Raw genomic sequence first — 14116 nt, 5'->3', positions numbered from 1 at the left:
TGCTTCATCTAAATTTTTGTGCCATTCAATAAGGTATCACGCCGTTTAGTACCGAGCTAGCTTTAGTTGCAGATTTCATCCTTAAGTTGGACAGGGCATCCTTAAACACTAGAATGGGCCTGGTTTTTAGAGGTCGAGAAAGGTAAGACATTTTGTCTTAAATGAAAATTGTGGAGACTACGGAGAATCGATTTTTTGTCAGGAAAATCGGATTCGATCGCGAAAATCTCTAGATTTCTGGAGGCTATTTGATACAAAAACCAGCCGAGGGTTCGGCTGGCTAAGCTTGCTGTGTTGGGAGGAGGAAAACCTGATACCAAGACGACCAATGGGCCGGTAAATGGCGCTGAATATTGAGCCACGTCAAGGTAAAGTGGATTCCTTTATGAAGGAATGTAACATCAAATTGCTCACAACGGCAACTTTTCGTTACATCTGGCGGCTATCCCCCTTGGTAGATGATGTAAATCCCCCAGAGGGCGATCGCGCTGCCAACCAGGGTCGACCAAACGGGGTGAAAGCTTTGGCTGTTGGTGCGATGCCCGCTGCGAATCATCTCAACATCGATCCAGGGGGTCAGGCCGCGGCGAAACCAGCCGGTAACCATCACGGGCTGATGCAGCAGGGGCTGCGGGCGCGTCACGGGCATCAGGGCAACTCCCAGGGGACCAAGGGGGGAGCAGCAGTGCAGACGAACTAGGCCCTGGGCGGTCTGGAGATAGAGGTCTTGACCCCAGGCATTGCTGAAGCCGGGGCGGCCCAAGAGCTGACCGGAGAGGCGCACAGGATGGCTGTCGATGGGCAAGGCGGGGGTGGAGCTGAGCAGGCTGGGGAGGGTCGCGCGATCGCCCGCTGAGGCCGGCGGCAAGTCGGGGAAAAATCGGTTGATGCGCAGAATGGTGCCCAGGCCAAACCCGAGCAGCGCGCAGCCCAGGAGCAAGGTGCGATCGCCCGCCATCCAGGCCAGGCCCGGATTGCCCAGCGAATCGCCCAGCCAGCCCACCAACCAGAGCGTGGCGGCAAAGCAGAAGCCCAAGAAGACGCCGAAGAATGGCATTCCTTGCTGGAGAAGGCGCTGCTGCTCTGCGGGCGAAAGCCCGGCTAGGAGGGCCATTTTGGCGGGGGCGGGTTTGGCCAGGGTTGGCCAGCGCAGCTCACTGTCGATCTGCCAAAACTGGGCGTAGAGAGCAAGCAACTGGAGGCGATCGCCGGTGGGAGGGTGAGCGTTGTTGAGGGCGAGCCAGTGGCGCTGGGGATTTTGTCGCTCCCACTCGAGAACCGTCTCAAAGGGGGCGATCGCGCCCAGGCTGCCGAGGGTCGCAGCAGTGCAGTACCCCAAAGGCGCCAGCAGCTCAAAGGCTTCGAGGGCGTAGGGGGTTTTTTGCTGCTGCTGGAGCGCCTGAGCGGTGCCCGAGGCAATCTTGAGCAGGGCGCGGGTGAGGCCGTTGGGGTTGCCGGTCAGTTCGGCTGCGGCGCGATCGCTGTAGTAGCTGCGGGTGCGGCTCAGCCACAGCAGGGGCCAGCGCAACAGCCAAAAGACGCCATAGCTCAGGCTGCTGCTGACGGCGGCAATGCCCTGGAAGAAAGACACCAGCGATCGCTGGCGCAAAAAGGCGGGAATGGGCGACTGGCGCAGCCAGGTCGGCAGGCGATCGCCCACTTGGGCAAATCCCCAGTACAGGCCATAGGGAATCTGAAGGAACAGCACCAGCCCCGAGAGAATCCCAAAGCTCCACTGCTCTACGTGGCCCATCTCCACAGCGTAGAGAGCGGCGATTTCATCGTCGCTGAGCTGACGCAGGAGCCCTTGACTGACGACAATGCGAGCCGTGCGCCGCAGATGACCATAGGTGAAAATTAGCGGCGCATCTAGGGGCAAAAGTCCCAGCTTCAGCGGATCGACTTTCCACTGGCGCGATCGCTGGCGCAGAAGCTTAGTCGCCTCAGGGCTGTAGTCGCTGAGGGCCTTGGGGGACAAGGGCTGGAGACCATAAATCAAGCGCAGCCAGACATCCATCAGCCACGGCAGGGCCAGCAGCACCAGACCCACTAGAGCCCAGGCAAATCGCCCCGGATTCTGGAGCACAGGGGACAAAAAGGTAAATCGGGGGAGAAGCGGGACCTGCCCTGACAGCCAGTACAGCCACTCCACGCTGAGGGAGAGCAGAAAGCGCGTGAGCCACAGAAAGGCAAGCGCGCTCAGAAGCTGAATCGCCCACAGCTGTCCCAGTTTTGCCTTGCGCAGCGATCGCCACTGTTGGGCGCGCCCCGCCTGCTGCCAGACGTGGGGCACAGCCGCCGGGACTGCTTCTTCGGGAGGCGTTGCGCGGGGCGATGGGGCAGCAGGGGCAGCGCTTTCGAGCGCTGAGTCTGGCGCCGGAGACACTGGCGCTTTCGCCGCAGGCTGAGAGGGGGCTGAGGCGGCCTGGGGGAGGGCTGTCGGCGGTAGCGTCGGGGAAGGACGCGAACGGCGGGGCTGGGGCGGAGCAGGCTGCACAGGCGTCGCTCCCGCCTCCAGGGGCACAAAGCCCGTAGCGTCTCCAGGAGGAGCTGGCGGATTCGCTGGGCGGATCGGCGCAAGAGAGGGCGAAGCATCGAGGGGCACGAACCCCGTCAGGTCGCCTGCCGCAGGTCCCGGCTGAGATTGAGCCAGTTCTGGGTAGCGCTCTAGCAAGCTAGCGACGGTGCGATCGCCCCAAGCCTTGAGGGGAGGCTGGGCGCTTTGGGCCAGAGACTGGGCATAGGGCAGGGCCTTCGCAGGCTGTCCTAGCCGGTCAAAGGCCACCGCCAAAGCCTGACGCGATCGCAGCACCACGGTCGGGTTGGGGTGCGATCGCTCTACTGCCATTAGCGGCGCGATCGACCCGGCATAGTCACCCTGCTTGAGGGCAGCAAGCCCTTGTTCAAGCTGCTGCGACAGCCCAGCAGTATCGGGCCCCTTGGCATCAGAACCGGGATGGACCATAACAGCGTGCCCCCTTCAAGCTCGCTTCAGCCTAGCATCTAGACCGAAATGGGTTCCTGGCCTGCCGTCACAGGCGCGATCGCCTTCAGGCTGAGCTTGGGATTGTCGGCCTGGAACTGCTGCAAATTCCACTCATTGCGGAACAGCAGCACTGGTCGGCCCCAGCTATCCTTGACCGTCGCCACGTTGAAAATGCGGCCCAGCTGCTCTAGGGCTGGCCAGCCCTCCTCGACCCAGCGTGCAAGGTTGTAGGGCAGCAGCTCCAGCTGCGTTTCGACGCCGTACTCGTTTTGCAGGCGGAACTGCACCACCTCAAACTGAAGCTGACCCACCGCCGCCAGGATCGGGTCGCGCTTGGCATCATCCATGGAGTACATGATTTGCACCGCGCCTTCTTCCCGCAGCTCCGAGACGCCCTTATGGAACTGCTTAAACTTCGAGGGATTAGGGTTTCTGAGATAGGCAAACAGCTCCGGCGAGAAGCACGGAATGCCGTCGTATTCCAGCTGAGGGCCGCTATAGATGGTGTCGCCAATGGCAAAAGCCCCCGGATTGTTCAGGCCGATCACGTCTCCGGGATAGGCCGTAATAATCGACTCGCGGTCTTGGCCAAACAGCTTTTGGGGGCGGGACAGACGCACCATTTTGCCCGATCGCGCGTGGTTGACCGTCATGTCTTTTTCGAACTTGCCCGAGCACACGCGAATGAAGGCAATGCGATCGCGGTGGCGCGTGTCCATGTTGGCCTGGAGCTTGAAGACAAAGCCCGAAAACTCCGGATAGCTGGGGTCTACTTCTCCGATCGAGCTGCGGCGCGGCCCCGGCTTGAGGGCGTAGTCCAGGAAGGCATCGAGGAACAGCTCCACGCCAAAGTTGGTCATGGCGCTGCCAAAGAAAACCGGGGTCATTTGGCCCGCGTGGACTTTTTCGATATCAAGTTCAGCGGCTGCCCCTTCGATCAGCTCCAGCTCCTCCTGGAACTGCCCATAGATGGCCGGCTCGATCAGATCCTTGAGGCGGGGGTCATTGGCGTCAAAGACGGTCTCTCCCGCAATGCGCTTACCGTGAGCCGTCCGCTCAAACAGGTGGACCTGGCGCGTGCGGCGATCGAATACGCCCTTGAAGCGATCGCCTGTGCCGATGGGCCAGTTCACCGCATAGGTCTGCAGCCCCAGCTCCTGCTCAATTTCGTCGAGCAGCTCTAGGGGATCGCGGGTGGGCCGGTCCATCTTGTTGAAGAAGGTGAAGATAGGCAGCGATCGCATTCGACAGACTTCAAACAGCTTGCGGGTCTGGGGCTCTAGGCCCTTGGCCCCGTCCTCCAGCATGACCGCGTTATCTGCCGCCGCCAGCGTCCGGTAGGTGTCTTCACTAAAATCCTGGTGTCCCGGCGTGTCCAGCAGGTTAATGTGATACCCCTGATACGCAAATTGCAAAACCGTCGATGTGATAGAAATGCCCCGCTGCTGCTCCATTTCCATCCAGTCCGAGGTAGCATGGCGCTGAGCTCGACGCGCTTTGACTGCCCCCGCCTCGTGAATCGCACCTCCGTACAGCAGCAGCTTTTCGGTCAGTGTCGTTTTACCAGCGTCTGGATGCGAGATGATAGCAAAGGTTCGCCGCCGATCGATGGCTTCCTGAATTTCTGTTTGCAATTCGCTGGACATGCTGCCTATCAAAAAAATCCTAGACGTCCATTATAGTGGCCCCCCTTCCCATCCCTTTGGCCTGGTTTGATGGGAGAAGCGCTATATTGACTCGGCAAGGTCAGAGCAGCTCATGACGTGCATTTGCCCCTGTCAGTCATCCGCTGAGCCGAACCAAAGCCTGTCTAGGCAGAGTCTGCGGAGTCTAGCATTTTCTAGCAAGGGCCATTTCGGCTGACGATTCGCACATTTCTAAGGGTGCTGGGACCGCCGCCGTCGCCGCTGAAAATTCCCGCAGGGCTTCTCCAAATCGCTATGGTTACAGCCCCCTTGCTCCCCAAGGGCTAGTCATGGGACATTGCGGTCATCTTGAGCTTGAGTGAAGTACGTATTCTGAGCCTCCCATTTTTTCCTTCTAGGCCACCGGTCCCAACTGCGTGGCCAACGGCAATCTGTGAAACGGTAGATGACCATGACATCGCAAGCGCCTAGATCCTCAGAGCCTAGGCTCGACCTATCTCCTTCCCAGCATTCAGTTCCAATTAATGAGGCGTTTGGCGATTTGGCGCGCTTGGTCGCCCACGCCTGTCAGACTCCCTTGGCCCTGGTGTATTTGGCGGATGGTACCCGTCAGTGGTTTCGCGCCAAGGCGGATTTGGAGATTCCCCAGATCGAAGCGAGCGATCGCCTGTGGCGATTCATGGCCTGCCAGCAGGATTTTTTTGTGGTGATCCAGAGCCAAGAGAGCGGGACGGCTCCTGGGCGATCGCCTTTGCCGGTGGGATCGCTGCTGCGCTTTCTGGTGGGGGTGCCGCTGCTGACAGCGGGCGGCCAGATTTTGGGGGCGATCTGCGCCCTCGACGAGGTCGTTCACGACGTCAGTGATGAGCAAGTCGAGATCCTGCGGGTGCTAGCGCGGCAGGCGATCGCCCAACTTGAGCTCCATCACAACCTGACAAACTTGGCCCAGGCGATCGCCGAGCGTCAGGCCGTCGAAGACGTCCTGCGCCAGACTGAGTCCAAGTATCGCAGCATCTTTGAAAACGCCGTCGAAGGCATCTTTCAGACCACTCCCGAGGGCCGCTTCCTGAGCGCCAACCCCGCTCTGGCGCGCCTCTACGGCTACGACTCCCCCGAAGCGCTGATTGCCAATCTGACCGACATCGAGACACAGCTCTACGTTGATCCTCATCGCCGTCAAGAATTCATCGACCGGATGGCCACCGAGGACGCCGTGACCGAATTTGAGTCTGCGGTCTATCAGCGCGATGGCTCCATCATCTGGATCACCGAAAACGCCCGCACCGTCCGTGATGCAGACGGCGCCATCCTCTACTACGAAGGATTTGTCGAAGACGTCACCCAGCACAAGCGCGCCGAAGACGCCCTGCGCGAGAGCGAACAGCGCTTTCGGGTCATCTTTGAGAAAGCGGCGATCGGCCTGTCGCTGACAGACATGCAGGGCCGGCTCATGGCCGCCAACCCAGCCATGCAGGCCATGCTGGGCTACTCCAATCTGGAGCTTCAGCAGTGCTCCTTTGACCACTACACCTATCCCGAGGATCTCTATCCGGACCTGACGCTGTATGAAGAGCTGAAGCTCGGCCAGCGAGACCAGTACGACATTGAAAAGCGCTACGTCCGCAAAGATGGTCGTATTCTCTGGGCGCGCCTGACCGTCTCGCTGGTGTGCAACGCTGAGGGGACGCCGCTGTTTAGCATCTGCATGATGCAGGACATTACCGAGCAGCGCCAGAGCGAGGCGAAGCTGCTGCGGGCAGCCCTCCATGACACCCTCACCGGCCTGCCCAACCGGACGTTCTTGATGGAGCGGCTCCAGGAAGCGGTGACCCTCACCCAGCACGATTCCCAGGCTCAGTTTGCAGTGCTGTTTCTCGATCTCGATCGCTTCAAGATCGTCAATGACAGTATCGGGCACTTGGCGGGCGATCGCCTTTTGGTCGAGATTGCCCAGCGCATCAGCGCCTGCGTCCGCGCCGAGGACACCGTGGCCCGCCTCGGAGGCGACGAGTTCGCGATCTTGCTCACCGACATCGGCTCGATCCAGGACGCTATCGACGTCGCCGATCGCATCCAGCAAACCCTCAAAACCCCCTTCAATCTGGGCAGTCAGGAAGTCTTCAGCAGCGTCAGCATCGGCATTGCCAGCAGCATGAGCGGCTACGAACAGCCTGAGCACCTGCTGCGCGACGCCGATAACGCCATGTATCGCGCCAAGGCCCAAGGAAAAGCCCGCTGCGTGGTCTTCGACACCCACATGCACGATCGCGCCTTGCAGCTGCTGCGCCTGGAAAATGATCTGCGGCGCGCCGTGGAGCGCCAGGAATTTCTGGTTTATTACCAGCCCATCGTCTCTCTGGACATGGGCCGGATCGCGGGCTTCGAGGCCCTAGTGCGCTGGCGTCACCCTGAGCGGGGCATGGTGTCTCCGGCGGATTTTGTGCCGATCGCCGAAGAAACGGGCCTGATTTTGCCCCTGGGCTACTGGGTGCTGCGGGAATCTTGTCGTCAGATTCGGGCCTGGCAGGAGGCCTTTCCCCAGTACCCGCCCCTGTTTATCAGCGTGAATTTGTCAGGGCGGCAGTTCACCCAACCGGGACTGGTGGAGTGCATCGAGCAGGTGCTCTCGGAAACGGGCCTCGAAGGCGGCAGTCTGCGCCTGGAGATTACCGAGAGCGTGCTGATCGAAAACGCTGATATGGTGACCAAGCTGCTCGAAAGATTGCGATCGCAGCGGATTCACCTGTGCATCGATGATTTCGGGACCGGCTACTCGTCCCTCAGCTATCTGCACCGCTTTCCCGTCAACGTGCTCAAAATCGATCGCTCCTTCATCAACAAAATGGGAGCAGAGGACGAAAACTCAGAAATTGTGCGGACAATCGTTTCCCTGGCCCACAATCTGGGCGTAGACGTGACCGCTGAGGGCGTAGAGACCGAAGCTCAGCTCGTCAAACTCTGGGCTTTGCAGTGCGAATATGCCCAAGGGCACTTTTTCTCAGCGGCGCTCAGCAGCGAGGCGGCCGAGGCGCTGCTGGCCGCAGCACCCCGATGGTAAGAAGGGCCTAGTGGCCGGACCAGGAAACCCAGCGCCTCGAAACGCCGTGGGAGGAGGCGGCTTTGCTGAGCTCGGCAGTCCGGAGATTCGTGCCGCTCAGATCTGCTCCACTGAGATCGACGTCTTCGAGATTCGCCCCGGTGAAGTCAGCATCGGTCAAGATGGCGCTGCGCAGGTCCGCCTGAAATAAATTCGCGCGTCCGAGTTTTGCGCCGCTCAGGTTGGCCCCAATCAGGTTGACTTCGCTCAGGTCGGCGCTGCGCAGGTCAGCGTTGGTGAGGTCGGCGTTGCTGAGGTTGGCTCGGCTCAGGTTGGCCCCAGACAAGTTGGCATGGCTCAGGTCGGCGCTGCTGAGATCAGCGCTGCTGAGGTTGGCCTGCTGGAGATTGACTTCTTCTAAATCAGCCTGGTGAAGGGCCGCCTGCTGAAAATCGCGCTGGCCGCTGGCGTAAGCTTGCAAAATTTGAAGTTTTTTCATGATTTAGATCCAGTAAAAGAGCAATAAATTCGGCGATCGCCCCCAAAATCCCTCCTAGGAAAGCAGTTTTAAAACGCTTTTAACTCTTTCTCAACAAAAAGGTTTTAGAGCTCAAGACTCACACCAGCACTCACACCAACGCTTATTAGAATTTCTGCACTTTCTGCTTACGAAAATTGCCTATTTCAGCTAATGGCTTAGCAGGCCATTTTAATAACGTGCAGAAACTCGCTCCTTGAAGCCTTCAAGCACGATCTAAAGAACATCAAGGAGGCCCTAAATTGCTTTAAGATTTTGGGGGGCGGCGATCGCCGCTGTCAGACGCTAGGGCTTTAGAAGATTCCAATCAGAATCACAGCCGTCAAGATACAAAAAGCCAGAAGGGCGAAAATCAAAAGGTCAGCCCTGCTCTCATCAGGCTTTTCAGGCGATTTTGACAGATGGTCCATAACGATCTCCTCAAAGAATGAAGCGGTAGAGATCAGCAAGCATTGGCTAGCTTGAGCTTTAGGATCAGCCGACAATCAAATCAGTCCCAAATTTAGGTTCGAGCGTGCACCAGTCGATGCTGCCAGTTGGCGCAGATAATTAAAATTCGCTATTTTTCAGCGATTTTTTATCTCGCGCCTAGCTTTAGCGATCGCCTTCGTCTGAACCACTGACATTTGCTTTTGATTCTAAGCAATCGTCTCCGTAATTTCACAGATTTAAAACAACAATTAATAAAAACTCGTGGATTCTGCGTGATTTTTTTGTGTTTTTAGCGCCGGAAAACAGGCAGAAGAAAACCCAGGCAGCATCCTAATGCACGATTCGCCATTCTGAGAAAGTCTTCAAGCTTTGTGACCGGCGATCGCAGACTTTCGGTACCCAAAATTATGAATTTTTGGCAAAAACCCTTAGGTTGAAAGGAAAAGCACGCTGCTCCAGTGAATCTATTGCCACATGCTTGCAACCTCACCTGTTCTATGAAATTCAAAATCGTCGCGATCGCCCTTTTGAGTGCCACCTCCCTCAGTGTCAGCAGCGGAATCGCCAACTTTCCCTTTTCGCAACCGGCTCTGGCCCAAAATAGCGAGGCGTTTTGCGGGGTCAGTGAACCCACCGCCACCTACGAAACGCGCAATTTCTGGATTTATATCTGCCGCGAACCGGATGGTTTTCGCTACGTTGGCGTCAACAAGAGTACCGGCGATATGCTGACCCAGACCGCTTATCCAATCAAGCGGGGCTACCAGATCACCAACGGCAACTACACCTACATCATCGACTCCCAAGACCTGATCGTGCTCGAGGATGGCACCCTGTTTTCGCGAGAGCCGGTGACTCGCTTCTGGTATGGCAACCAGCCCAGCTCGGACTGGGGAACCTTACGGGCCGCAGACCCCAACGCCCAAATCACGCTGCGCGCCAACCCCAACATCCGCGCCCGCAGTCTGGGCTACGGCCTGGTCGGCGATCGCGTCAGGATCATCGAGCAAACGAGCGATCGCGAAGGCTACATCTGGTACAAAGTCCGCTTCCCCAACTCTGGCTCTGTAGGCTGGGTGCGGGGCGATCTGCTGCGACTCCAATAAGCCCAAAACAACAAAAACCGGGCGCGCACCACAGTGACACACCCGGTTTCAGAGCACTATTTAGACCAGACTTAAACCAGACTTAGGCAATCAAAGAGGCCAGAGAGAGGGGCGATCGCCCCTCTCTCTGGCTCAGGCTGATTTAGTCGATACCCTCAATGCGGTCTTCCACTTCTTGGTAGAGCTCGCGGAGGCGATCGAGGTTTTCGTCACTGGTTTCCCAGTAGCCGCGACCATTTGCTTCCAGGAGCGTCGTCACCATCTTGCGGAAAGAGTTGGGGTTGAGGTCCAGCAAGCGCTTGCACATCTCTTCATCCTTGAAGAAGGTGGTGTTGGTGTCCTCATAGACCCAGTTATCCACCGCGCCCGCCGTTGCCGACCAGCCCATGGTGTTCACGAGACGCTTCGACAGCTCCCGCACCCCTTCGTAGCCGTGGCTGAGCATGCCCTCGTACCACTTCGGGTTGAGCAGCTTGGTCCGAGCGTCCAGGCGCACCGTCTCCGACAGCGTCCGAATCTGGGCATTGGCCGTCGTCGTGTCCGCCATGTAGGAAGCCGGCATTTTGCCGTCATCCCGCAGCCGAGCCACGATCTTGGTGGGATCGGAGTCGTAGTAGTGGGACACGTCGGTCAAGGAAATCTCCGACGAGTCGAGGTTTTGGAACGTCACCTCAGCCGTCTTGAGCGAGGACCGGAAGAGATCTTCGTTTTGCTCCATCACGCCGGGGTTATCCGACGAGAAGGCGAAGCCCTTGCGCGAGAGGTACATGTTTTGCAGTTCCTCTTCGCTCTCCCAGGTGCCGTTTTCCACCGCCAGGTTGATGTTGCTGGAGTAGGAGCCCGACGCGTTGGAGAAGACGCGGGTTGCCGCTTGGCGGACATTGATGCCCAGTTCTTCGGCCTGCTGAAGCGCGTGCTTGCGCACAAAGTTCATCTCCACGGGTTCATCAGCCTCAGCTGCCATCTTGACCGCGCGGTCGAGGAGGGCCATCTGGTTGATGAACAGGTCGCGGAACACGCCAGAGCAGTTGACCACCACGTCAATGCGGGGACGACCCAGCTCCTCTAGGGGAATCAGCTCCAGCTTGTTGATGCGGCCCAGGGAGTCGGGCTGGGGCTTGACGCCAACCATCCAGAGGATTTGGGCCAGGGACTCGCCGTAGGTCTTGATGTTGTCGGTGCCCCACAGCACGCAGGCGATCGTCTCGGGATAGTTGCCGCCGTTTTCGGCTGCCTGACGAGCCAGCAGGCGATCGACCACGATCTTGGCTGACTGAACCGCTGCCGCCGTCGGAATGGACTGCGGATCGAGGGCGTGGATGTTTTTGCCGGTGGGCAGCACATCGGGGTTGCGGATGGGGTCGCCGCCCGGGCCGGGCAGGATGTACTGACCGTCGAGGGCAGTCAGCAGCGCGCCCAGCTCGTTGTCTGCCACCACCTGCTTGAGGCAGAACTGGAGGTACTCAAACAGGGGCTTGAGGGCATCGGTGTCGATGCGGTTGTAGCCCAAGTTGTAGAGGGCGTCGAGCCAGGGTTCGCGCTTGTTGGAAAAGCCGCTAAACAGGTTCCCCAACATAGAGGTGCGAGAAACGCGGCCCTCTTCGTCCACTTGGGCGCGCACCATGGCGGCGACAGCGCCGCGGATGGCTTGGTTGATGTTGTTGAGGATGTTGACATCGGTGAGCACGCCGCGATCGCTGTTGGCGTAGATCTCGTCAATGTCGCGGTTGATGCTCTCGGCGATCAGGCGCTGGAGGCTCTTGATGCCTTCCTCTTCGCGATCGAGACCGGCGATGTTCACCAGGGTGGCGATCGCCTCTTCAGCGGTCGGGGGCTTGCCCACCACGTGCAGTCCGCAGGGCAGCAGGCGGGACTCGATTTCCATCAGCTTGATGTAGATCTTGCCCACGATGCGATCGCGCTCTTCCTGGCTCAGCTCTGCCGCGTTGCACTCGGGCAGGGCCACATCTTTATCCAGGTTGCAGATGCGGGCCTTGTCCATGATCGTGTCTACGATCTGCACGCCGCGCCCCGAGTCTTTGAGGGTCTGATAGGAGCCGATGAGCTCGCTCAGCTCCTTGAGGCCCTTGTAGAGACCCGCGTTCTCCGCCGGCGGCGTCAGGTAGCTGATGGTCTCAGCGTAGCTGCGGCGCTTAGCAATCGTGGCCTCCGAGGGGTTGTTGGCCGCGTAGTAGTAGAGGTTCGGGATGGTGCCGATCAGGCTATCGGGGTAGCACTCGCCCGACATCCCCATCTGCTTACCGGGCATGAACTCCAGCGAGCCGTGGGTGCCAAAGTGCAGCACAGCGTCCGCTTGCCAGATGCGCTCCAGGTAAGTGTAGTAGGCCGCGAAGCCGTGGTGCGGGCTGGCGGAGCGGGAAAACAGCAGGCGCATCGGGTCGCCCTCGTAGCCGAAGGTGGGCTGCACGCCGATGAAGACATTGCCGAAGGACTTCCCGTAAACCAGCAGGTTTTGGCCGTCGGTGTTGAGGTGTCCGGGCGGGGGACCCCAGGACTCGTGCAGGCGCTCGGAGTAGGGCGTCAGGCGCTCGTACTCCTCCACAGACATCTTGTAGGCGACGTTGAGCTCGGGGCTGTTGTACTGGGCGCGGGCGTCGTGGAGCACTTCCAGCATCAGCTTCTCAGCGTTCTCTGGCAGCTCTTGGACGTCATAGCCGTTGTCGCGCAGGGCCTCCATCACTTTGTAGATGGAGCCGAAGACGTCGAGGTAGGCAGCGGTTCCCACGTTGCCCTTATCCGGCGGGAAGCTAAAGACCGTGATGGCAACGCGCTTGTGAAGCTTGGGCTTGCGACGCAGGTTGGCCCACTTCATCGCGCGCTGGGCGATCGCCTCCACGCGGTCTTGCAGGGCGATCGCCTTACCTGTCGCGCCGTCGCGGCCCGACAAAATAATCGGCTCGATCGCGCCGTCCAGCTCCGGCAGGGCGATTTGCAGCGCCACCTGAATCGGGTGCAGACCCAGCTCGCTTTCTTCCCACTCCTCGGTCGTCTGGAAGACCAGAGGCAGCGCCACCATGTAGGGTCGGTTGAGACGCTTGAGAGCCTCGATCGCCTTGGGGTGGTCCTGACGAGCCGGACCGCCCACCAGGGCAAATCCCGTCAGCGACACCACCGCATCCACGATCGGCGTGCTCTTGTTGATGGGCTCGTAGAAATAGGCGTCCACCGGCTTGGAGAAGTCCAGGCCGCCCGCAAAAACCGGAATCACCCGCGAGCCCATGGCTTCGAGCTCGGAGACCATCGCCACATAGTGGGCATCATCGCCGGTCACCAGGTGCGTGCGCTGGAGCACCAGGCCCACCGAAGGCGCCAAGGGATCTTTGAGATCGGCAGGGATGTCCTGACGGGACTGGTGCCAGTTGAGGTACTCCTTGACATCCTCAAACATCTGAGGCGCCAGGGGGTGCCAGATTCCCATATCCGGATAGGTCACCGGCTCCTGGTACTGGAGGACGTTGGGGTCTTGACCTTCTTGGTTGAAGACATACCGATCCGCCAGCATCAGCAGGAAGTTCTCCAGGTTGTCCTGGGAGCCGCCCAGCCAGTACTGGAAGCTCAGCATGAAGTTGCGAGCGTCCTGGGCCTTATCGATGGGTAGATACTTCAGCACCTTGGGCAAGGTGTTCAGAAGCTTGAGCATGGCATCTTGGAAGCTGCTGCCAGACTGCTCCTTGCGCTTCTTCATAAACTGGGCGATCGCGCTCTTCGACTGGCCTAGCTGCGCCATCGAGAAGCTGCCCATCTTGTTAAGACGCATCACCTGAGGCATCGACGGGAAGACCACCGCCACATCCAGGCGATCGCGGTAGGGCTCAACAGCCGCCACCACCTTCTCCGCCAAATCCTCGAGGAAAATCAAGGACGCGATAAAAATATTGGCTTCTGAAACATCCCGCTTGAACTCCTCGTAGTTCTCAGGAGAACGGAGTTCTTCGATCAAGTAGCCACTGATCTCAACGGCCACATTGGGATTATTTTGGTTAATCGAGCGCACTGCCGCGGACAGCGAACTTTGATACTGCGGCTCTAGCACGACATAGACCACCTTCAGCAATGACCGCCCGTTGAGATCGTCGGGGGCTATGTGTCGAATGGTGGGCTTGACGTGTGTGAACATGCGGGTAGGCTCCTTTAATGCGTGTTCTCTGCGTGTCTCTGAGGTCGGGATTTTAGGGGCGATTGACTGGCAGGCAGGGGGGAAACTCCCCAGAGCAACTCGTCCTTAGCGCACGGCGTCGCGGGCGCAGGCGATCGCTCTCCCAGAGAGCATGGCACTGAAGCGACTTGAGTAACAAGCGCTAAGCTCACGGCCAGCAGCGATAGTCAAACAGTAGCTCATGGGTACTTTTA

The 14116-nt window shown here is 59.0% G+C and carries 6 protein-coding genes; 2 read left to right on the top strand and 4 right to left on the bottom strand.

The annotated features are described in order from the left end of the window. Nucleotides 1-442: 442 nt before the first annotated feature. Together GEI7407_RS05760 and prfC are read right to left on the bottom strand one after the other, a co-directional pair. Complete coding sequence (locus tag GEI7407_RS05760; RefSeq protein WP_015171198.1) at nucleotides 443-2965, bottom strand: M48 family metallopeptidase; 2523 nt, start codon at nucleotides 2963-2965, stop codon at nucleotides 443-445. A 38-nt stretch (nucleotides 2966-3003) separates the two neighbouring features. Then, nucleotides 3004-4632: a peptide chain release factor 3 gene (gene prfC, locus GEI7407_RS05755; RefSeq protein ID WP_015171197.1), complete on the bottom strand. Its 1629-nt coding sequence runs from the start codon at nucleotides 4630-4632 to the stop codon at nucleotides 3004-3006. A gap of 445 nt (nucleotides 4633-5077) precedes the next feature. On the opposite strand from prfC, the gene GEI7407_RS05750 reads away from it, so the two are divergent. Then, a complete protein-coding gene (locus GEI7407_RS05750) occupies nucleotides 5078-7690 on the top strand; it encodes an EAL domain-containing protein (protein ID WP_081587289.1) in 2613 nt (870 codons plus the stop codon). Nucleotides 7691-7697: 7 nt separating this feature from the next. Here GEI7407_RS05750 and GEI7407_RS05745 read toward each other — a convergent pair whose 3' ends face one another. Then, nucleotides 7698-8168 carry a pentapeptide repeat-containing protein gene (locus tag GEI7407_RS05745; RefSeq protein ID WP_015171195.1) on the bottom strand — a complete coding sequence of 157 codons (471 nt, stop codon included), beginning with the start codon at nucleotides 8166-8168 and terminating at the stop codon, nucleotides 7698-7700. 968 nt (nucleotides 8169-9136) lie between these two features. Between GEI7407_RS05745 and GEI7407_RS20670 the strand changes: the two genes are divergently transcribed. Further along, the gene (locus GEI7407_RS20670; RefSeq protein WP_015171194.1) at nucleotides 9137-9745 is read left to right on the top strand and encodes an SH3 domain-containing protein; all 609 of its coding nucleotides are present in this window, start codon (nucleotides 9137-9139) and stop codon (nucleotides 9743-9745) included. Nucleotides 9746-9887: 142 nt separating this feature from the next. Here GEI7407_RS20670 and GEI7407_RS05735 read toward each other — a convergent pair whose 3' ends face one another. Continuing rightward, on the bottom strand, nucleotides 9888-13883 hold the full coding sequence (locus GEI7407_RS05735; RefSeq protein WP_015171193.1) for a magnesium chelatase subunit H: 3996 nt from the start codon (nucleotides 13881-13883) through the stop codon (nucleotides 9888-9890). Nucleotides 13884-14116: the final 233 nt, after the last annotated feature.

Source organism: Geitlerinema sp. PCC 7407 (assembly GCF_000317045.1).
In the GTDB taxonomy this organism is placed as follows: Bacteria; Cyanobacteriota; Cyanobacteriia; order PCC-7407; family PCC-7407; genus PCC-7407.
The sequence above is the reverse complement of the archived record's forward strand: the minus strand, read 5'-3'. Positions and strand labels throughout refer to the sequence as shown.

Bases quoted from the DNA above. Each gene is read 5' to 3' on its own strand.
- GEI7407_RS05760 (WP_015171198.1), bottom strand. From the start codon at position 2,965: ATGGTCCATCCCGGTTCTGATGCCAAGGGGCCCGATACTGCTGGGCTG.
- prfC (WP_015171197.1), bottom strand. From the start codon at position 4,632: ATGTCCAGCGAATTGCAAACAGAAATTCAGGAAGCCATCGATCGGCGG.
- GEI7407_RS05750 (WP_081587289.1), top strand. From the start codon at position 5,078: ATGACCATGACATCGCAAGCGCCTAGATCCTCAGAGCCTAGGCTCGAC.
- GEI7407_RS05745 (WP_015171195.1), bottom strand. From the start codon at position 8,168: ATGAAAAAACTTCAAATTTTGCAAGCTTACGCCAGCGGCCAGCGCGAT.
- GEI7407_RS20670 (WP_015171194.1), top strand. From the start codon at position 9,137: ATGAAATTCAAAATCGTCGCGATCGCCCTTTTGAGTGCCACCTCCCTC.
- GEI7407_RS05735 (WP_015171193.1), bottom strand. From the start codon at position 13,883: ATGTTCACACACGTCAAGCCCACCATTCGACACATAGCCCCCGACGAT.